We start from the raw sequence: 21,560 nt of genomic DNA, 5'->3' as shown, positions 1-21,560 counted from the left end.
CAGTCCTCTCGTTCCGCCACCACTGCCGAAGTTTCGCAAATCGTGAGGCGGCACCGTCATTGTGTGACGACGTCGCAAACATGAAGAAGCTAACGAAACTGTCGCAAAGCAAGCCCTGTGTCATTACTGACAACAGTGAGACGCAGGCTAGTCGGCTACCCATTTGGCCTCGATATTATCCTCGTAGTTCCGAATTCAGCTTCGCTGGTAAGGCTCGATGCAGATGGCCAAAAACAAAACTCGCGCCCAAGGCGGCAAGTGCGAGAGGAAATAGGCAGGACCAAGCGAAAATTGATGCTCCCGCTGCAAAAACAGGACCGGCGAAAGCGGTACCGACAGTCGCTCCAACAACAGCAATGACCAGACTTCGTGACATTAATGAACCGTCGGGGTCATTTTCGGTCAGGGCGCCAGTCAAGAAGGGCGTCACTATAAAAAAACCTATATTGATGAAAATTTGAGTGGTAGTGAATACCGCGACGGTTAGGTCGTTAAATAGAAAATAGATTGAAACGGCCATGATCGAGAAGCCGATCATTACGAATGGTAGGCGTTTTGCTTTGTCGTGGGTGGTCGCTGGAACGACCGCGCCAAGGAAGCCTGCAAGCGAAGCAATTGCGAGATAAAGTCCTACTTCTGTAGCGTTGAGGCCGGCCCTTTCTCCGACATAGCCGCACACGGCCCATTGGGCCGCTTGCACCATGTAGATGAGAAAGATCACGGCCAGCGCCACAACGATCTGTCTCCCGGCCAGTTTTGTATTATCCGCGGCAGCAGCCGTAACTATTTTGTGCTTAAAAATCAACAGGAACAAAGGCGCTACTATAGCTGTGAATCCCGAAAGTACGAGGAAAATAGGTGCATTGTTTTGTTGTTGTGGGATCACCGAAGCCACGAACAAAAGCAGGCCCATGGCCAGCCCCCCGATGAGATTGATGCCTCCCCAGAGTCGCTCGGCGTTGGCCCGTGATGCCAAACTCATGCAAACCAGACTAAAAATAGCCCCTTCGCCCAAACCCGTCACAAAACGCGCACCGGCAAGCGGCAACGGAACTTGTAGATAGAAACTACTGACGTCTCCGGCGAGCACTGCCAACAGGCTGGCCACCGCCAACATTTTAGTGGGTTTGAGTGCAAGCTTGGGGGAAAAAATGCCATAGATCGCAATTCCCGCCAGCTCGGCGCTGGCAACGATTGTCGCCAGTGCCTCGTCATAACCCGCGAGCTTGCTCATCGAGAGAACGACAATAGGCATTATTGTCGTACCGCTGAGCGCCACCGCATAGGCGGCGCTCAGACCTAAAATCCATGCAATCATAGAACCTCCCAAACGAGCTGGGGCGACGGTATCCGTTCGCCAGCTAGCAAAGAAGACTATGATCCCATTGGCTTCCTGCAAGTGATATTCTGGCCTCTTTAGTATCATCTACGGCCAATCTGCAGCTTGCTGAGTACGCAAGATTGAGAAACAATGCCCAAAGGGACATTACACAACTTTCCGGCACTATCATCGATGCAAGGAGGACATATTGGGAGATAGTTGAACCTTAAGGTGAGATCAATGGATGAGGTATTCGCAAGTTTGAACCGACTTGGGTTATGCCTTGGTCATGATGCGTGTGGAGGAGCACATGAAGTTCAGCATGAAAGCAATTGATCCACGTTACGTAACCGCCGACATTCCCACCTTTCTATTTCGCAGCTTGGCGGCAACGCTCTCAGATTTCGGGATTGAAGCTCAAAAGCTTTTGGTTGGACTGGGCATTACACTGGATGACCTCGACGATCCCGCCTGTCGAATCTCGTTCCGACAGGGACGGCTGGCTATCCTTCGCGCCTTGAAATTGACACGGGGAAACGCGCTTGGACTTGAGACGGGTCTTCGACAGAAAATTACCTCGGTCGGCGTTGTCGGTTATGCGATGCTGACGGCAGCAACCGTTGGGGATGCCGTCGAACTTGCCCTTGAGCTGCAGAAGGATCTGGGAAGCATGTTAACGCTTGACACTCGGCGAAGTCTTGAAGGCGGAGTGGTGACTGCCGCCAGCCGGTTTCATGACCCGGACATCTACGTTTTTCTCGTTGAAGAGGCTTTCGCAAGTTGCATGGGAATAGCGACCAGCCTTATTGGTCAGGAATTTAAACCCCTCCGCGTTGACCTTGCCTATTCTGCTCCTGCTTATGCCGATGTCTATGGCAAAGTGTTCGGCTGTCCGGTTCGTTTCGATCAAATGGAGAATGCATTCGTTTACGATGCCTCTTGGTACCAACGTCAGTTGGCCACCGCCGATCCCTTCAGTCATCGGCAATCAATGGACTTTATTGCGGCCAGCCGAGCGCGCATGCGCGAAGCCGCCGAGATCATCGAATCCGTCGAACGGGTCCTGCGGCACAAGCTTCAGGAGAGCAATCATATCGTGGAGGTTGCGCGTGAACTCGGCATGAGCGAACGGACGCTAAGGCGCAGGCTTGATGAAAACGGGACTTCATTCCAGTCCGTTCTCGACGGACTGCGAAAGAACAGGGCATTAGAACTGCTTGCCAATCCCAAAGTTTCGGTCGAGCAGATCGCTTTTGCCGTGGGTTTTACGGATCCACACAATTTCCGTCGCGCTTTTCGTCGCTGGACAGGCTCAACCCCCGGCGTGCTACGGGATGACATGAGAGGTGCGTGACCGGAAAAGACCCCTAATAGGACGGATCTACCGCTTATCCGCTCCCCTCGGCCTCGGCTACATTAAAAAAAACTCGGAAAGAGTTGGGGAACCGCCGGCACGTCGTCTGGCAACGCGGATGTTAATAAAATGGCAATGTCCGATCACGGGAAATCAGCAATTGATCTTGGCACCGTATGCGAGGCCGAATGGTCGGTTTCCAGCTGGACGCCGGTATGGTTTGCCGGCAAGCGTTCGGCATGCGCACGCTTGATCTCAAGCGTGCCGTCCAACGGGGAGGGGCGTCGTCTTGGTGTGCGCCACAGGCAAGGTTAAGCACGTGCCGTGATCGGCTCGCACACGTGTAAATCGTAATCCCAAACAATCCTCGGATTTGGCGCCACGCACACCTCTGGTGGCGAACGATGGAGCATGCATTGAGAATAGATGGCATAGCACAGGAGGTTCTCATGGGCAGGACAAAACCGGCCACCACCCTTTCACAGATACCCGAGCGCGCGGGTATTCCCTTCGTCGGCCACGCCCTAAGCGTTCCGCGAGACGACCGGCTGGTGGACTTCCTGCTTGCAGAAGCCGAAACGCTCGGCCCGATTTTTCGATTGCGTATTTTTAATGACGAAATGATCTTGGTTTCTGGATCGGACCTCGTCGCAGAGCTGTCCGATAACGACCGTTTCGTGAAAAGCATCCCTCCCGAGCTTGAACAGCTTAGGGCTATCGGAGGCGATGGGTTATTCACCGCCTATAATGAGGAACCGAACTGGCGCAGGGCTCACAACATCCTGATGCCAGCATTCACACGCGATGCCATGCGTGGTTATCACTTGATGATGGTATCGGCCGCTCGTAACCTGATCGGCTATTGGCATCGTCGAGCCCAAAGCAGGCTTCCCGTTGACGTGTCGCAAGACATGACGCGCTTGACCTTCGACACTATCGGCGCATGCGGCTTCGGATATAATTTCGATTCATTCGGCACGGACGAATTGCATCCGTTCGTCGCCTCCATGGCACGCGCCCTTGTACATGCCCAACAGGCTAGCGGGCTACCAAAGTTCGTCGACAGACTGCGTTTCAAAAGTAACAAGACCTTCGCGAGCGATATCGCATCGATGCAAGACCTCATCACCTCACTCATCGAGCGTCGACGCGCCGAAGATCCTGGCCGCGCCGACGATTTGCTTGGCCGCATGCTTAACACGGCAGATCCAAGCACTGGTGAACTGCTCGATGCCGCGAATATTCGCAACCAGGTCGTCACGTTCCTCATCGCCGGCCACGAGACCACTGGGGCAGCGCTGTCCTTTGCGCTTTATTATCTTACAAAACATCCTGCCGTGCTTGCCCAGGCACAACGGGAGGTCGACGGGTTATGGGGCGCCGACGACGACATCAATCCCACATTCGAGGATGTGGGCAGATTGACTTACGTGCAGCAGATCCTTGAAGAAGCGCTTCGGCTTTGGCCAACCGCGCCGGGATATGCGGTCACCCCGATCAACGAGACGTTGGTCGGCGGCCGGTATAGATTCCGTCCCGGCGACATGATTACGATTTTCACGCCAGCTTTGCACCGGCAGCCTGAATGGGGCGCCAATGTCCACAGTTTTGACCCCGATCGATTCTCTCCGGAAGCGGCGGCAGCGCGTCCAGGACATATATATAAACCATTCGGCAACGGTGAACGCGCCTGTATCGGCCGGCAGTTCGCGCTACACGAGGCCACGTTGGTACTTGGAATGCTGATCCACAAGTTTCATCTGAATGATCGCGCAAACTATCAGTTGAAGATTGGCATGACGCTGACGATCAAGCCAGACGGCTTCATGCTCTGCCCGGAGCCCAGAAGACCCGACGAGCGCAGGACCTCATCGGTCGCTGTTGCCTCAACCTCGCCGCGGCGGGCAAAGACGATAACAGCTAATGGCACTTATTCGACGCTTGCCGTTTTCCACGGTTCGAACCTTGGGACATCCGCAGGCCTTGCGCGCGACCTAGCGGCGACAGCAGCAGACCATGGATTGCGGACCTCTGTCGCTCCACTAAACGATGCCGTCGGCAAACTCGGTGATCTTCCCGCCGGAACCTTGGTCGTGATCATCGCGTCCTCGTACAATGGGCGACCCACAGATGATGCGGATCAGTTCTTGGAGTGGGCCAAAGACTTACAGCCAGGTTCTCTTCAGGGATTGTCCTATGCAATTCTCGGCGTCGGCGATCGGACATATTCTGCGACCTACCAGCGTATTCCGACCTTGATCGATGAACGGCTTTCCTCTGCCGCCGGCGTGAGGATCATAGACCGCGGTGCCTTGGATGTTGGGGGAAGTTTCGTCGCCGGTCTGGAAGTCTGGTCGGATAATCTGTGGGAGGCGATCGGAGGAGGTAACGCCGCGCCGCTCGCCACGGAGGCTGCTAATGACGACGCTGCCAAGATCATTCTCCAGCCGGCTGCAAGTCTCCAGGCCGAGCGAGCGCAACAGCACGGCATGATGGAGATGACCGTGATCGAAACGCGTGAACTCGTCGATCTTTCGCATCCACTTGGTCGATCCAAATACTTCCTGCGGGTCAAATTGCCACTCGGCGCCAGCTACCAAACCGGCGATCATCTTGCAGTGTTGCCAAGCAACCATCGTGATCTGGTCGAGCGCGTCGGTGTCCGGTTCGGGCTCGAATTGGACAGCCCGGTGCATGTGCGTGCTTCCCGATGTTTACGGCTTTTCTTGCCTGAAGACCGCCCGGTCACAACCCGCGAAATCCTTTCAGATTACGTTGAATTGCAGGAACCGGTCACCCGGGAAGATATTGGTATCCTCGCTCAACATTGCCCTTGCCCGCCCGAGCGCAAACCTCTCGAAGAACTTGCGAGCCTGGAACCCGCGGCATTCGATCAATCGGTCAACGCAATGCGCACCAGCATTCTAGATTTACTCGAACGCTACCGTTCGATTGATCTGCCGTTCGAGGTGTTCCTGGCGCGGTTACCGCCGATCGGTCCGAGACGATATTCGATCTCATCGTCGAATGTCGTCGCACCGTCGAGCGTGGATTTGATGGTGTCTGTCGTTGACGCACCGCACAGAGACACCGGCAATTCACAAGGGCACAACAGGTACCGTGGGGTTGCGTCCAGCCAACTGGCGCAGCTGAATGCGGGGGCCACTATACTGGCCCGGACTGTTCCGTGCAGCGATGCCTTTCGACTTCCGGTCGATCATACGGCCATCTTGATCGGTGCCGGCACAGGATTGGCCCCATTCCGCGGGATGATTGGCGATCGTGTCGCGCATGGGATGTCTGCGCCCCTTATCCTTTATTTCGGCTGCGACCATCCTGATGTCGACTATCTACACCGCGAGGAGCTTGAGAGAGCAGAGCAGACGGGCGCGGTAGTACTGCGACCCACGTATGCGTTTGCGCCACTAAACGACCACAGGTTCGTGCAGGACCGTATGATCGCCGAAGGAGCTGAACTCTGGTCACTGATTGAGGAGGGCGCGGATATACGGGTGTGCGGCGACGCCACACGGTTGGGTGCCGGGGTCGAGGCCGCCCTTCTTGCGATCTACCATCTGCATTCTGACGCAATCCACGACGGAGCGGACGATCCTGCGCGGCAATGGTTGGAGAACCTGAAGAACACCGGCCAGTATGTCTGTGACGTCTGGTGACTGCCGCTTGACGCTTTTGAAAGGAAACGACCGTGTCCAATACGCCCGCACTGCTTGCCGCTGCCCAGCCCATCGACGATTTTGTCGATGTCGTGATTGTCGGCGCTGGCTTGTCTGGAATCGGTGCTGCCTGTCATCTCATGCGGGAGCGACCGCAAAGCACCTTTGCAGTGCTCGAGGCCCGCACCGACTTGGGGGGTACCTGGGATCTCTTCCGTTATCCTGGAATTAGGTCAGATTCCGACATGTTTACACTCGGCTATTCGTTTCGCCCTTGGCAAGATCGCCGTGCGATCGCCGATGGTCCGTCGATCTTGGAATATCTCCGTGAGACCGCAGCGGAATATGGCATTGACCAGCGAATACGCTACGGCCACCGAGTCCTTGCAGCCGAATGGAAGAGCGGCGACGCCCGATGGATTGTGACCGTCGAGATGACACAGGGGAACGGCACTGTTGTTACCACACGGATCGGTTGCCGGTGGTTATCGGTTTGCGCTGGCTATTACCGCTACGATCAAGGACATCGTCCCCACTTTGAGGGCGAGGAAACGTTCAGCGGCGAGATCGTTTCACCGCAAACTTGGCCCGAAGATCTTGATTGGACCGGCAAACAGGTAACCGTGATCGGAAGTGGGGCGACCGCAATAACGCTAGTTCCGACGCTCGCCAAAAAGGCTCGGCACGTAACGATGCTGCAGCGCACACCGAGCTACATCGTGTCTGTGCCGGCAGAGGATTCGCTGGTAAAGTTTCTTGAAAAAGTGTCGGCTCCAGCCACTGTGACAAGCCGCCTCATGTTCTGGAAGAACGTGCTGTCCAATATTTTGTCTTACGAGACAGCCCGTCGCTTCCCGCGCTTTACACGGCGTCTGATCCACAAGGAGACCGAGCGTGAACTTGGCAGATACCTGGACGTCGGCAAGCATTTCAATCCGCCTTACAACCCTTGGGACCAGCGCGTGTGCGCAGTCCCCGACGGGGACCTATTTGAGGCGATCCGAAATGGCAGAGCCGAGATCATCACCGACACCATCAATCGCTTCGTCTCCAACGGCATAGAAACGAAAAGTGGCAAGGTTATCGAGTCGGACATCGTCGTGGCAGCGACCGGTTTGCAAATGGCGCCCCTCGGCGGCATGTCTCTCTCTGTCGATGGGCGGGCGGTGTCCCTGCCTGACAGCCTTGTTTACAAAGGCATGATGCTGTCTCACGTTCCCAATTTTAACTTGGTTATCGGCTATACCAACAACTCTTGGACGCTCAAGGCGGACCTCGTCAGCAAGAGCATTGCGCAGTTGATTTCCTATCTTGACAAGCGTGGTTTCGACTATGTCAAGCCGCACCCTCCTGCGAATGCGGGTACTATCCCGTTCGTTGACCTGCATTCTGGATATGTTCAACGCGCGATCACCGCATTTCCGAAGCAGGGAACCCGTACACCGTGGCGGCTACATCAGAACTATCTGTTCGATTTGCGGCTTTTCCGAAACAATTTTGACAAGGATCCAGCGCTCGAGTTCTACCTTAGTACGGCGTCTCGAAAATCTGGACATGTGACTTCAAACGGAAAGGTCCGTTCTATGCCCGACTTCGACTTTTCAGGAACCGCAATCGTCACCGGTGCTGCCGGTGGCATTGGACGCGCCCTCGCCAAGCAGCTCGCTGAAAGGGGATCAGATATTGTCCTCGTCGACCGAGACGTGGAGGGGTTACACTCAGCCATTGCGGAACTTAAAGCTGCCCATCCCCACTCCGAATTTACCTCCTATGTCGCAGATTTGACCAATCGCGAGGAGGTCCGCAATCTTGGCGAAACTCTCAGCCAAAATCACCCCAGCACCCGCCTATTGGTAAACAATGCAGGCGTTGCGCTCAGTGGGGCTTTCGAACAGTCGTCCAAGGAGGATTTCGATTGGCTTTTGGCCGTCAATCTTTTGGCGCCGATCGATCTTGTTCGGACGCTCCTACCGGTTCTTCAGAGCAATCAAAGTCCACACATCGTTAATATCTCGAGTGTTTTTGGGCTCATTGCCCCTGCAGGCAATGTCGCTTATGCGACGAGCAAATTCGGGTTGCGGGGCTTTACCGAGGCGCTGCGTGCCGAGCTTGCACCCAGTGGGATAGGTGTGACCTGCGTCCACCCGGGCGGGATCAAGACGAATATCTCTCTCGGCGCGCGTATTGGTTCGGTGATGACTTCAGAGGAGCGAGCCGCTGCCGAGAAGTCCAATGTCGAATTCGACAAAGTCCTTACCATTACCGCAGAAACGGCCGCACAGGCCATAGTCGCTGGCATCGCCCATCGGCGGCGGCGCGTTCTGATCGGTGCAAGCGCGAAGATCCCAGACATTCTCGCCCGATTATTTCCCGCACACTACCACCGTATAGTGGACATTCTGGAGTCGACGCTCGGATGGCTTTCTTCACTCGGCCAACGACGCAACCGTTCGGTTTCGAACTCAGCAGAAAGGATTGCACGATGAGCACTTCATTAAGACCAACACCAGCGTCGGATCTTGAGCCATTGCTTGCTGGTCTCGTAGCAACCGATCGAAACACCGTCAGTCCGCAGCAGCAGCGCAGCGAATACGTTGCGTTTGTGGAGATGTTTCGCGGCGATGAGCCGTCTTTCCGAGGGACAATTACCGACGAGGTGCTCGCAACTGGCCCTCACGGGCATTCGGTACCTGTACGGCGCTATCGGCCAGATGGCGAGGCCAGACCGGGCCATGTGCTTGTCTACTTTCACGGCGGCGGATGGGTACTTGGCAGCCCTGATACTCACGACCGGTTCACCCGCGCAATCGCCGACAGACTACGCCTTCAAGTAATCTCCGTCGACTATCGGCTCGCACCCGAGTGCCCCTTTCCAGCAGCTTTCGAAGACTGTGAGCGTGTCGTCGCTCACGCCGCAAAAGACGCCCACTGGCTCGCCATAGGTGGCGATAGCGCAGGCGGCAATCTCGCGGCGGCCGTCAGTGCTCATCGAACTGGCGCGGGCTGCCCTGTCGACGCGCAGATCCTGATATATCCGGGCCTTGATGTTCCTGGCCCCAACCCGGACACGAACCGCGAAGGACTAGGTCTGGATCGCAGTGATATCGATTATTTCTGGGCGTCCTATCGGGGCGAACATCAAATCGATGCGCGGCTTGCTCCGTTGATCACAACAGACCCCATAGCAGCGCCGCCGACATTGGTGACGACGGCCGGTTGCGACCCTCTGCAAGCCGATGGGGTTAAATACGCCCAGAGGCTCATCGCTGCTGGCGTGGCGACCACATATCTTCCTTTCCCAGGCTTGATCCACGGATGGTTGGAACTGGCCGAACAGGTGCCAAGCGCCCGAGAGGCGCGCGATGTTTTGATCGAGGCGATCAGAACGCTCCACGAGAGCACTTCAAGCGCAAAAAAGGGCGCCGTGTAACCATGACAACTCTTCGTTGTCGGCAGGACAAGGTGGTCGCAAATGAGGTGTCTGTCTGGGTTCAAATGGGCACGGCTTCAGCGCAGATGAGCCGACATCGGCAACCGAGTCCTGCGCCGACGTCCTTTAATGATGATGCGAATCCCAGACGGTGCACGAGTTGATCCCAATAGCAGTATCATCCTCGCCCACCTCAAGCTTGAGGTGCCGTATCGTACGCAAAAAAATGAAAGAGAGACACATGAGCTTCGCCTCGCCGTTTCCCGACGTTGACATTCCCGCACTGAGCATTTTTGACTATCTCTTCGGTTCCATTGAAGAGGCCGATCTCGGGCGTCCTGCACTGGTGAACGGCTCGTCGGGGGCGGTTACTACATACAGCGATCTGATCGATCAAATAGATCGTATCGCAGGAGCGTTTGTATCCCGTGGTCTCCGTCCAGGCGACGTGGTGGGCCTCCTCTCGCCAAACATCCCTGAATTCGCGGCGGTTTTTCATGGTATCTTGCGTGCCGGCGGAACTGCTACCACGATCAACACCCTCTATACAGCCGAGGATATCGCCAAGCAGCTATCTAGTTCTGGCGCACAGTTCCTTATTACCGTTACATCGCTCCTGCCCCAGGCTAAGCACGCCATCGATAGCACAGACATTCAAAACGATCGGCTCTTTGTGATAGACGGGACCGAGGGCTATGCCAATCTGCAGACCCTACTTGGCCAAGGCGAGCGAGCGCCAGCGCTGTCTGTCGATCCAGCGACGCATATTGCTGTTCTGCCTTACTCATCTGGCACAACGGGCTTGCCGAAAGGCGTCATCCTCACGCACCGGAATCTCGTCGCGAATGTTGCGCAAATGGAACTGCGTTTCGGCATAACGCCGGACGACGCCTTGCTTGCGATTCTACCATTCTTTCATATCTATGGATTGACGGTTCTGCTGAATATAGCGCTTAAGCTGCGCGCCAAGTTGGTCACAATGGCTAAGTTCGACGTTCTCGAACTCTTGCGGGTCGTTCAGGATCACAGTCTCACTTATCTTCTGATCGCGCCGCCCGTCGCCGTGGTGCTGGCGAAACACCCAGCCGTCGACCAATACGACTTGTCCAGCGTTCATACCGTATTCTCCGGTGCCGCAGCGCTCGACGAGGAACTGGGACGTGCGGTCGCCACGCGGCTTAATGCCCGGGTCCGCCAAGGTTATGGGATGAGCGAACTCAGTCCGGTCAGCCATGCTATACCGTTTGATCGTGACGACATTCCGCTGAGCTCTGTTGGACTACCGATCGCCAATACCGTAAACAGGTTGATTGATCCGCAGACCGGCACCGAGATTGGAGTGCCGGCAACCGGAATGAGTGCGCCTGGTGAGCTGTGGGTGAAGGGACCGAACGTCATGCTCGGATACCTTAACAACCCGCACGCCACCAAAGGCACGATTGATGCTGACGGCTACTTACACACGGGCGATATAGCGACGGTTGATGCCCAAGGTGCCGTCTACATTATTGACCGGCTTAAAGAACTCATAAAGTACAAGGGCTACCAGGTTCCACCGGCAGAACTCGAAGCGCTGCTACTCACCCATCCACAGATTGCAGATGCAGCGGTGATCGGCGTCATCGATGCCGACAGCGGCGAAGAGATCCCGAAGGCTTTTGTTGTCCGTCAAACCGGTGCCGCCCTCACCGAAGCTGAGGTGATGACCTTTATCGCCGCCAAGGTCGCACCGCATAAGAAAATTCGTGCCGTGGAGTTTATCAACGCGATACCGAAGTCCTCCTCCGGCAAAATACTCCGCAAAGATTTGCGGGCTAGATAGTGTTGAGAGGTTGCTTTTCTGGCACGCGGGCGGCTGCGGAGAGAAAACAGCGGGCGCAGGTCGTCAAGCAACAAAGTCCGGATTGAAACACTATACCAAGATCGCAAAGGTCCGCTCGAGCGGCTGGCCTTGAATGAAATTGACGAGGGAAGCATGGATAAGAGGAATTTTTACATCAACGGTCTGTGGACCAATCCCGCTCATCCGCGCGACGCGTCGGTCGAAAACCCTGCGACCGGCGATGTCATTGCAACGATCAGTCTTGGATCGGCTGAAGACGTTGATTGTGCTGTGAAAGCAGCAACGACTGCGTTCCCAGGTTGGGCCAACACGCCGATTGGCGAGCGCCGTCGATTGGTGGAACGGTTGCAGGAGATTTACGCGTCACGTTTTGAGGAAATGGCGTCGATCATATCGGTTGAGTTAGGGGCCCCGATCACGATGAGCCGTGAACAACAGGCAGCCGTTGGTGTTGGACATGCTCAGGCGTTTCTCGATGCACTGGATCGTTTCCAATGGGAGGAGACGCTTACCAACGGAGATTTGCTTTTTCGCGAGGCGATCGGCGTTGTCGGGCTCATAACGCCTTGGAATTGGCCGATGAACCAGATTGCTCTTAAGGTTCTTCCAGCGCTTTTGACGGGCTGCACCTGCGTCCTAAAACCATCTGAGGTGACGCCGCTGTCGGCAATGCTCTACGCCGAAATGATCGATGAAGCCGGTTTCCCCAATGGTGTTTTCAATCTCGTAAACGGCAATGGCGCGGACGTTGGCGCGGCGATCTCACGTCACCCGAACATCTCGATGGTCTCCTTCACAGGCTCGACACGTGCGGGGACGGCAGTATTGCACGATGCCGCGGCAACGGTGAAGCGTGTAACGCTCGAATTGGGCGGAAAAAATCCCAACTTGGTCTTTGCGGACTGCAATGTCGAAGAACAAGTGGCGTCGTCGGTGTTCGAGCTTTTCAACAATAGCGGCCAAAGTTGCGACGCGCCAACGCGGATGCTTGTCGAAAAGAGCGTCTATAGTCGAGCGGTCGAGGTGGCAGCGAACGCCGCAAACGCTCAAACAATCGGAGACCCATTGTTCGAAGGTCCACACATCGGCCCGCTTTCATCAAAAACTCAATGGCAACGGGTACAGTCGCTCATTGAGGCGGGCCTGCAGGACGGCGCGCGTCTTGTTGCGGGCGGTGCCGGAAAGCCTGACGGTTTGGCGACAGGCCACTATGTTCGTCCGACCGTTTTTGCAGACGTAGAACCGTCGATGCGGATTTATCGCGAAGAGATTTTTGGTCCGGTTCTGACGATAACTCCGTTCGAAACCGAAGCGGAAGGGATCGCTATGGCCAATGACACCGCCTATGGTCTTGCCGCCTACATCCAGTCGGGGGATCCTATCCGTGTTCAGCGCGTCGCGCGTCAGTTGCGGGCCGGGATGATCCATGTAAATGGCGCACCGCATCGCTATGGCAGCCCATTTGGCGGATACGGACAATCCGGCAATGGACGCGAGGGTGGGTTGTTGGGTCTCGAGGATTTCACAGAGGTCAAGACCCTGCATTTTCCTGACGCTTAAGCTCTCCTGATCAAGAAAATCAGGATACCTTTGGCAGAATTCCGACCAGTCGTTGGACTGCCGGTTAAGAGGAAAGCGCTTCCATTTTTCGGAAATTACCAAACGTATAGCAGCAGAAGTCTTCCTGATCGGGGGAGATGACTTCAATCATTTGAACGAGCGAAGAAGCAAACTTATCCACGGAGAGAAGCATGAAAGCCGTCGTCTATGAGGAATTTGGCGCTAGCCCGTTCATCCAAACCGTACCCGACCCAACCCCGCCTCCTGATGGGGTGGTCGTCAAACTCGAAGCGACAGGACTGTGCCGCAGCGACTGGCATGCATGGATGGGCCATGATCCGGGGATTCGTCTACCACATGTACCTGGGCATGAGCTTGCCGGCACAGTCGCGGCCATCGGATCCCGTGTCACCCGTTGGCGCGAAGGCGATCGTGTTACTGTTCCTTTCGCCTCGGGTTGTGGGCGCTGCTTCGAATGTACATCGGGTAACCACCAGGTTTGCGAGCATCAATTCCAACCCGGCTTTACGGCTTGGGGCTCGTTTGCCGAATTTGTCGCCCTGGATTTTGCCGACACCAACCTCGTCTCACTTCCCGAGACCATGGAAATGGCGACTGCCGCCAGTCTGGGATGCCGCTTCGTGACGTCTTTCAGGGCCGTTGTCGACCAGGGTCGTGTTACTGCCGGTGAGTGGGTTAGCGTCCATGGCTGCGGTGGTGTCGGCCTATCGGCGGTCATGATCGCAACCGCGATCGGTGCCAATGTGATCGCGGTTGATCTGACTGACGAAAAGCTTCAATACGCGAAAAAACTCGGTGCCGTGGCGACGATAAACGCTTCGAACATCCCGAATGTGGCGGAGGCAATCATGGACATCACCAAGGGCGGCGCACATGTGTCAATCGACGCGCTTGGCCATCCAACAACCTGTGTCAATTCGATTTCGTGCCTGCGCCGACGCGGTCGGCACGTGCAGGTCGGTTTAATGCTTGGAGATCACACAAGAGCCGCGATCCCGATGGATGAGGTGATTTTTAAGGAACTCGAAATTCGCGGGAGCCTCGGCATGCAGGCTTTTCGCTATCAGGCGATGATGGAGATGATCACTTCGGGAAAACTGAAACCGGAGCTACTTGTCGGCCGTACGCTCAGCCTTGGTGCAGCGCCTGAGGCGTTGATGGGGATGAGCGGGTTCGAGGGAATCGGTATAGGCGTTGTGACGAGTTTCTAGAGCTTGTGTCTTGCGGCTTGCGCGGATAGCCAATGACGGTGGGTCGGACGAAACCAAGCGCGTGGAATGACCGATTGAGACCCCAATTTGTCCTCTGTGTCCATTGTTGGTGTAGGACTTCGTCATATTCTTGTATCGACGATGTTGGGAGGCGTCCGGATAAGCCACAGCAAATAAATGGGCACCGTGTTTGATGGCGTTCGTCTAGATAGGTGATGGCGACACGGGCAATCGTCCAAGCTCTAATATCAATTGAAAAAAAGCGCCTGATGTCCGTATCGACCGATCATCGGTTGTTCGGTCAGCAGTGAATAAAATATATGTGGGAACGATCTTATGAACATTATATTCTCGGGGACGAGATGGACCCCCGTACTTCTTGTGGCATTTTTCTGTTCCGGTTTACCGGCCTGGGCCGGGGGATTCTCCCGCGGAGAGGCTAACACCGATGTTCTCTTCGATGATAGTCGCTTCAGTTCCGAAGCGTCCGTTGTCTACGTCTCACCAAGTCGAAACTATACAACGCTTATGGGCCAATCCGTCGATGATAAATCCTACTCGGATTCCTTTGCGATTCCAAGTTTATCCATTGGTGCAAGGATCAGCGACAATCTGGGCTGTGAGCTCACCGTTACTCAGCCTTTCGGGGGAGCGGCTACCTATAGTGAAGCGGCGCAGAATGCCGAATTTGCGACGGCGGCCGCCCTTGGCGAACCGTTTCCCAACCCGACGAAGACGATGAAGTTTTCGGCCGATGAGTATGGTGCCGCATGTGCAGTAAGGGTTAATGCCGGTCCAGGCCGCCTGTACGCGATCGGGGGCCTGTTTTGGGAGACGTTCGACTACAAAGAAAATACGTGGATCGGTGCTGTTCACCTGAAAGACGACGGACAACTCGGTTATCGCATCGGTATAGGGTACGACATTCCAGACTATGCGCTGCGTGTGCAGCTGTTTTATCGCTCACAGGTAGAGCACGAAGCCAGTGGCACTTACACGCCATCGGAACTTGCCATCCTCGATGGAATAACTGACACTCTTCCTGCTCGCGGCTCGGGAACCTTGCCGCAATCGCTGAAACTCTACGCCCAAACGGGTGTAGCGCCTGGCTGGCTTATCTATGGCTCGGCCACATGGACGGATTGGAGCGTCTTGCGAGACTTTAGCTACGACGTGATTGGGCTGGGCACGGCACACAAAGTCTTCAACTATACGGACGGATACACGCTGCAGCTGGGCGTCGGTCACGAGTTTACCGATCAGCTTTCAGGAACGATAAACATCACGTGGGACGAGGGCGTCGGCTCGGGCGCCGATATAACGACCGATACATGGACCCTCGGTATCGGCTCTCAATATAAGGGCGACTTTGGTACCGTCTCGCTTGGAGCCGGCGTATCATACCTGACAGCCGGTTCGCAGCACGTCTCCTCGGGCGCGACTTATGAGGCGAGGGCTGATGCCGACTGGGCGATCAGCGGTGGCCTCTCCTATATCCTGAAATTCTAGGCGGCGTGGACGAATTGGTTGACGCGGGGCGATTGGCTTGATTCAAGGCTTCCTTTTGGAGGCGAGCTTGAGCCGGGGCGATTTGAGTGAAGCAGAATGGCGCGTTTTGAAGGATTTACTGCCGATTGAGGCAGCAAACCGAGGGCGAGGCCGACGACCCGAACAGAACCGGTCTATCGTCAACGGGATACTTTGGCGGTTTCGGTGCGGCACCCCTTGGCGTGATGTTCCGCCCAAATACGGCAACTGGAATACGATCTACCGGCGGTTTCGGCGTTGGAGCAAGGCCGGAGTCTGGGAGGCCGTTTCGGTTACGCTCGCTGAGATCATGGCCGACAGCGGCCACTACGGCATCGACAGCACCACGGTTCGCGCCCATGTTTCGGCGGCGGGCGGAAAAGGGGGACTCATCGACGAGCTCTTGGCCGCTCGCGGGGCGGGTTCACCAGTAAGCTTCACTGCCTGGCTGATGCCCGAGGACGGCCACTCGCCTTCCACCTGACGGTTGGCGAAGCGGCGGATTGCAAGGCGTTTGACACCCTGATCGCCTTGCCGGAGCGGTCTCCAAAAGCGCTGTTGGCGGACAAGGGTTACGATGCCGACGCCATCCGCGCGGACCTGGCGAGCCGCAACAGCAAGGCTGTCATTCCGGGGCGATCAAACCGTCGGGTGAAGATTGAACATGACCGCGTGCTCTACAAACAACGCAACGGCATCGAGCGCATGTTCGGTTCGTTGAAAATCAACCGCGCAATTGCCACCCGCTACGATCAACTCGCCAACAGCTTCATGGGCATGGTCCATATCGCAACGGCCAGATACTGGCTCAAATTCGTCCACGCCGCCCAGGTTAATGTGGAAAATTCGGTTCTTACCCACTTAGCGGGAGTGTGGATGGATGTGCTACTACCAATAGCGCCAGGGTGGTTTCCCAGACCGGTTACGCTTATGATTTGGCAACGACTTTTGGAAACCAGCTCGCGGGTGCTTATCAAAGGGAACGAGGTTCACAAGTTTAGTTTGGACCTCGCATCCGTCGCGTGAGTTTTCCAGAACATTGGCCACCGGCCGCTTAGCTTGATAGCATAAACTCAAGGTAGCTCGGTAACTGCCATTTCCGGTCTCACTTCACGAGGAAAAATGGGTCCGGTACCGTGTGCTGGTTTGCATTGTTCCAGAAGTTTTGAAGTACGAAGCCGTATTCCGACAGATTGTGGTTGAACGGCGCCAACATGGCGTTTGCGGTGGGCTTCTTCCAATCAGCCTGTAGTTCGCAAGCCAACGCGAAGGTTGTAACCAGTTCCGCTCCAGCATTAGCCATACGTGATATGGCGGCATCCGCCTCATATCGGCTCCAGGCGCCACAGGCGTCTACCACTGGAAATACCTTGTAACCATCGTTCAACATCGAAAGTGTTGGAAATGTGCAGCAGGTGCCGATGGTCACCGCGGCAATAATAATGTGCTTGCGATCGGTCGACGCGACCAGATCCTCCAGCGCTTTGCGAAAGGTTGGGTCCTCATAGGCGTTGATTATCCCGGTGCGGCGGTAAATAGGTTGATCGGGGAACAGTTCTTTAATTTCGGGCAGAGTGTCGCCGTTCTGCCATTGGGCATTCGAAGAGGTGATCAACGTCGGAATACCGAGTGCCTTCGCCGCACGAGCAAGCCCAACTACATTGCTCTTGTATTCGGCAAGTGAAGCGAAATCGCGCACCCCTGCCATTAAGCCGATCTGGTGGTCGACGAGCAGCACGATGCTGTTATCCGGTGTCGGCTTGTCGTGAACAAAGCGACCAGCAGCGCGAGCCTCTCCGGCAGGCACCCGATTGGGCATCGACGTATCGGTTACTGCGCTGACGATGTCTGCGGCGCGCGAAGAAGACTCTGACATATACGCTATCCTTTTGCTAAATTAAGTGGTTCAGCGGCGACTGACGCTGTTACCAGACCTTCGGATTGAATAGTGCAATAGGCTCATATATCAAAACTAGATGCGCGATTTGCACCATAATGGTTTGGATTTCAAAACAATGGATAAATTTCTCGAGTTAACTGTGTTCTCCACTGTTGCGACCGAAGGCAGTTTTACGCGCGCGGCCGAGATATTGCAGATGTCTCGGCCGTCAGTATCGCGACAGGTCGCCGCTCTGGAGGAGCGTCTAAACACGAGATTGCTGCATCGTTCGACGCGCCGTGTCACGCTTACGATGGAAGGCAAGGCCTTCGATGAACGCTGCAAAGAAGCGCTGGCCATCGTGCAGGATGCCGAATGTGAGATATCAGGAAACACAAAATCCCCCAATGGGCTTCTGAAATTGACGATCCCCTCATCTTTTGGACTCTACTATTTGGCCCCGGTCTGGTCGGAGTTCATCTCCACCTATCCAAACGTAACGCTCGATGTCGATCTCTCGGATCGGCCTGTGGACTTGGGTGGGGAGGGGTACGACGCGGGTCTGCGCATCGGCGAAAGGCACACACCTGATTTGGTACGAAAGAAGCTGGCGACGATAAAACAGGTTCTATGCGCTTCACCACAATACATTTCACGCAATGGAATGCCACAGCATCCAAACGACCTTGTAAGGCATTTCACTGCCGCTGCGGGCCGAGCTGCCACCGATAGATCATGGCAATTCACTAACGGCAACAAAACCTTTTCAGTCGATATCAAGCCGAGAATTTGCGCATCCAGTGGAGAGATTTGTCGCGCAGCTGCGATCCGTCACCAGACAATCATCCTGGAGCCGGAATTTCTCGTCGACCGTGACTTGCGGGAAGGATCATTGATCAACATCCTACCAGACTATCCCGCCCCCGAACTTTCCGTTTATGTGGTGTATCCATCTCGGAAGCACGTCTCCCCAAAAGTTCGGGCTTTTATTGCGTTCATGTCGAATGCGTTCTCGATTGGATTGTCAACGTTTCTAACAAATCCGACCTCATCGGTCTAAATGTCGATGAGAAGGTTTTTTGTTCGCGGTGTGCCTTTGATTAACGGCGTCGGGATTGAACCGCTCATCCGATATCGTAGCTCGCCGGGGGAGTGTTTAGGCCGCAACATCGTCAGGTAACCGACATCAGCGTATACTCCCTGCCGGCGTCTTCCCTCTATTTCCATTCACTCGAGTAAGCTTTCGCCACGAGTAAACGTAGCCGGCAGCGGCTTGAACGTCAGGAGGAGCCGTCGATTTTTTTGCAATGTGAATGTGGGTCCCGTAACCCGAATCCGCTCGTCTGCGGCTATGTTTTCTTCCGAGAGGAATTCCAGAGCGGCCGAGCCGATCTGATCGAAGGCGTCAACGGCGTCGGTTGATGACTGACAACCGGAATATCGATATATCATATCTGACGAGAGAAACGTCGCGCGGCACGGACAAACCAAGCTTGGTGAGACCGGATAGCGTGTCAATTCAATGGCCGTGTTGTCATTCATGGCGAATATCGCCGTAGGTCGCTACGAAGTTGCATGAGCACCAACGCAGCGTCCGCTCCGGAGTCGGTGCCGAACGTCGAGGGAACGACATAGGCCGAATCGAGCTCAATGCCTTGGGGGCTATGATCAGCTTTCCGCAATAGCTCTTAGCTTTGGCTTTCAGCGGACGATATCATGCCTAAAGCGTGTCGTGATCTTTCAGATTCGCTTTCCACGCTTTAAGTTCTTGTTTTGTCGCATGTCGTTGTCGCAAAACCGCGGCACACTTTTGCGCGACAAGTTTTGGGGTTCAATCCCAACTGACCATCTTTCCTTGTCCTTTGGCGGCAGAGGCTACGACGCCGGCGATCTGGTCGATGTCGTCTGCACCGAGTGTGAGTCCGCCAAGACCAATTGCTATGTGATTACCAGTCGAGTGAACGCAATACTCGCTGCCGCGCCCCACCAGTATCTGATTTTCTGCCAGGGCAAGCGCAGCTTGCCTTTCGTCGTTTACCGGGACCCACAGAATGAGGCCGTCGCCGCCGATCAGCCCTTTGATCCCGCGCTGATCGAGTGCCCGACGGAGTGTGGAGCGTCGCCTCGCATATTCGCGCCGCGCTTGCTCCACCTCGCTTCGCGCCGAGGGATCCGTAAGCATATGGTGAAGGGCACCCTGAAGAATTCGGCTGGTCATTCCGAGGCCGAAAGACCGTCTTTCTCGTATACGGACCATATGTTCCCTGCCGCCGCCGATGACGCTCGCCCTGAGGTCAAAACCATAGGCTCTACAGAACGAACGTACCAACACAGTCCGCTGCTCGAATCTGGCGCCCAGACTTGGCGTGGCCCCACTGCTCAGTGGACCGAGCGGGTCGTCTTCGATGATCGCGACGTCCGGATATAGCTGCAGCACGCTGGCCAACTCCTCAAGTCGCGCATCCGTGACCGATAGTCCAAGGGGCATCTGATCTCGCGGCTGATAGATAAACGCGACTGCTCCGGCATCCAGCGCGCGCTTCAGTTCAGAGACTTTCGGGCCGTGGTCATCCCAGGAGACCCCTATCGGGTTTGACCCAAGGCGATGCAGGATCTGCAGCGATCGTGGCGACGTCGGCTGCTCTACGGCCACAGCATCGCCGGGCCTGGTCAGGCCCGCCACGGAGAGAAGAATACTTTCTGAGCTTCCCCCTCCCACAAGCCACTCTTGCGCCTTGAAAGGCCATTCTTCGGCCATCTTCTGTCGTAGTGGCTCGATGATGTAGTCCAGATCCGTATCGTGGAGTTTGGGCACACGCAGACCTGCCATCAATGCGAGGCTTAGGTCAGGCTGGAGCTTCAGGTCGGGGGAGGCGCCAGAAACATCGATCAATGTCGTCGGAGCGTGCTCGACTGCAGCTTCAGTCAGCCTACCAGTGCGCTCGATCACGTACGAACCGCCCCTGCGGTGAGTAGTCACATATCCTGCTAAACGGAGTTTGCTCCAGGCGCCAGCTATCGTGCTTGGGCTGACATTGAACCAACGCGCAGTATCCCGGACAGTGGGCAATTTGTCTCCGGGCTTTAGGCTGCCCGCTTTAATAGCGCTGACAACTATATCTGAGATGGCCGAGGGTGTGCTCTGCAAATTCTGCAAAATAAGCCAGTCGGGTTTCTGCACTTGTTGTCCTCCAATTCACCTCGGGGCGTCAACGAGCCCGCTTCTTTTTGCACAATACATACGCCTGCGTTTGTCCACGAGGAAGTGTCGGTCAAATTTACGGCGATACAAATATGTTTTTCTAAAATTCGAACAATAAAAAGAATGTTTATATGTTCACTTTTTTAGTTTCGACTCTACTGTTTCGGACACCGCTGTGATGACACGTGCAGGCGACCATCTTAAACATACAGAGGAATTCACGATGACATTACGCATCAATGATGCCGCTCCGGACTTTGGCGCGGACACCACCCAGGGAGTCATGCAGTTCCACGACTGGATCGGTGACGGTTGGGCGGTCCTGTTTTCGCATCCGAAAAATTTCACGCCCGTCTGCACGACGGAACTTGGCGCGATGGGCGGCCTGCAGCCGGAATTCGAAAAGCGCGGCGTGAAGATCATCGGCATTTCGGTCGATCCGGTCGAAAGCCATGAAAAATGGAAGAACGACATTCGCACCGCGACCGGTTTCAACGTTGCTTATCCGCTGATCGGCGACAAGGACCTGAAGGTCGCA

14 protein-coding genes and 1 pseudogene are annotated in these 21,560 nt (G+C 55.5%); 11 read left to right on the top strand and 4 right to left on the bottom strand.

Features of this window, described 5'->3' with window-relative positions:
- Positions 1-175: 175 nt before the first annotated feature.
- Entirely contained in the window at positions 176-1,318 is a 1,143-nt protein-coding gene (locus DA915_RS15365; RefSeq protein WP_107676621.1) for an MFS transporter, read from the bottom strand.
- Positions 1,319-1,631: 313 nt separating this feature from the next.
- Between DA915_RS15365 and DA915_RS15360 the strand changes: the two genes are divergently transcribed.
- The 9 genes and pseudogenes from DA915_RS15360 (at position 1,632) to DA915_RS29465 (ending at position 16,967) form a co-directional block, all read left to right on the top strand.
- A complete protein-coding gene (locus DA915_RS15360; protein WP_244600733.1) occupies positions 1,632-2,675 on the top strand; it encodes an AraC family transcriptional regulator in 1,044 nt (347 codons plus the stop codon).
- Positions 2,676-3,079: 404 nt separating this feature from the next.
- On the top strand, positions 3,080-6,349 hold the full coding sequence (locus tag DA915_RS15355; protein ID WP_202864246.1) for a cytochrome P450: 3,270 nt from the start codon (positions 3,080-3,082) through the stop codon (positions 6,347-6,349).
- 32 nt (positions 6,350-6,381) lie between these two features.
- On the top strand, positions 6,382-8,835 hold the full coding sequence (locus DA915_RS29245; RefSeq protein ID WP_107676470.1) for an SDR family NAD(P)-dependent oxidoreductase: 2,454 nt from the start codon (positions 6,382-6,384) through the stop codon (positions 8,833-8,835).
- On the top strand, positions 8,832-9,779 hold the full coding sequence (locus tag DA915_RS15345) for an alpha/beta hydrolase (protein WP_192886554.1): 948 nt from the start codon (positions 8,832-8,834) through the stop codon (positions 9,777-9,779). Before DA915_RS29245 ends, DA915_RS15345 begins: the two co-directional genes overlap by 4 nt.
- A 241-nt stretch (positions 9,780-10,020) precedes the next feature.
- On the top strand, positions 10,021-11,601 hold the full coding sequence (locus DA915_RS15340; protein ID WP_107676618.1) for an AMP-binding protein: 1,581 nt from the start codon (positions 10,021-10,023) through the stop codon (positions 11,599-11,601).
- A 153-nt stretch (positions 11,602-11,754) separates the two neighbouring features.
- On the top strand, positions 11,755-13,182 hold the full coding sequence (locus tag DA915_RS15335) for an aldehyde dehydrogenase family protein (protein WP_107676468.1): 1,428 nt from the start codon (positions 11,755-11,757) through the stop codon (positions 13,180-13,182).
- Positions 13,183-13,373: 191 nt separating this feature from the next.
- Complete coding sequence (locus DA915_RS15330; protein WP_107676467.1) at positions 13,374-14,414, top strand: zinc-dependent alcohol dehydrogenase family protein; 1,041 nt, start codon at positions 13,374-13,376, stop codon at positions 14,412-14,414.
- Between the two features lie 336 nt (positions 14,415-14,750).
- Positions 14,751-15,923, top strand: coding sequence for an OmpP1/FadL family transporter (locus DA915_RS15325; RefSeq protein ID WP_107676466.1), 1,173 nt, complete (start codon positions 14,751-14,753; stop codon positions 15,921-15,923).
- Positions 15,924-15,960: 37 nt separating this feature from the next.
- Positions 15,961-16,967 (top strand): annotated as a pseudogene (locus tag DA915_RS29465) (IS5 family transposase).
- Positions 16,968-17,046: 79 nt separating this feature from the next.
- Here DA915_RS29465 and DA915_RS15315 read toward each other — a convergent pair.
- On the bottom strand, positions 17,047-17,817 hold the full coding sequence (locus tag DA915_RS15315; RefSeq protein WP_107676465.1) for an isochorismatase family protein: 771 nt from the start codon (positions 17,815-17,817) through the stop codon (positions 17,047-17,049).
- A gap of 139 nt (positions 17,818-17,956) precedes the next feature.
- On the opposite strand from DA915_RS15315, the gene DA915_RS15310 reads away from it, so the two are divergent.
- The gene (locus DA915_RS15310; RefSeq protein ID WP_192886552.1) at positions 17,957-18,880 is read left to right on the top strand and encodes a LysR family transcriptional regulator; all 924 of its coding nucleotides are present in this window, start codon (positions 17,957-17,959) and stop codon (positions 18,878-18,880) included.
- A gap of 167 nt (positions 18,881-19,047) precedes the next feature.
- On the opposite strand, the gene DA915_RS28695 is transcribed toward DA915_RS15310, so the two are convergent.
- Entirely contained in the window at positions 19,048-19,362 is a 315-nt protein-coding gene (locus tag DA915_RS28695) for a hypothetical protein (RefSeq protein ID WP_153064564.1), read from the bottom strand.
- Positions 19,363-19,651: 289 nt separating this feature from the next.
- Complete coding sequence (locus DA915_RS15305; RefSeq protein ID WP_107676463.1) at positions 19,652-21,001, bottom strand: aminotransferase class I/II-fold pyridoxal phosphate-dependent enzyme; 1,350 nt, start codon at positions 20,999-21,001, stop codon at positions 19,652-19,654.
- Positions 21,002-21,245: 244 nt separating this feature from the next.
- Here DA915_RS15305 and DA915_RS15300 point away from each other — a divergent pair.
- A partial coding sequence (locus DA915_RS15300; RefSeq protein WP_153064563.1) for a redoxin domain-containing protein occupies positions 21,246-21,560 on the top strand: 315 nt, incomplete at its 3' end.

It is taken from the genome of Agrobacterium sp. LAD9, assembly GCF_003031125.1.
Lineage (GTDB): Bacteria > Pseudomonadota > Alphaproteobacteria > Rhizobiales > Rhizobiaceae > Agrobacterium > Agrobacterium radiobacter.
Note: the sequence above shows the minus strand (reverse complement) of the source record. Positions and strands in the feature narration are given on the sequence as shown.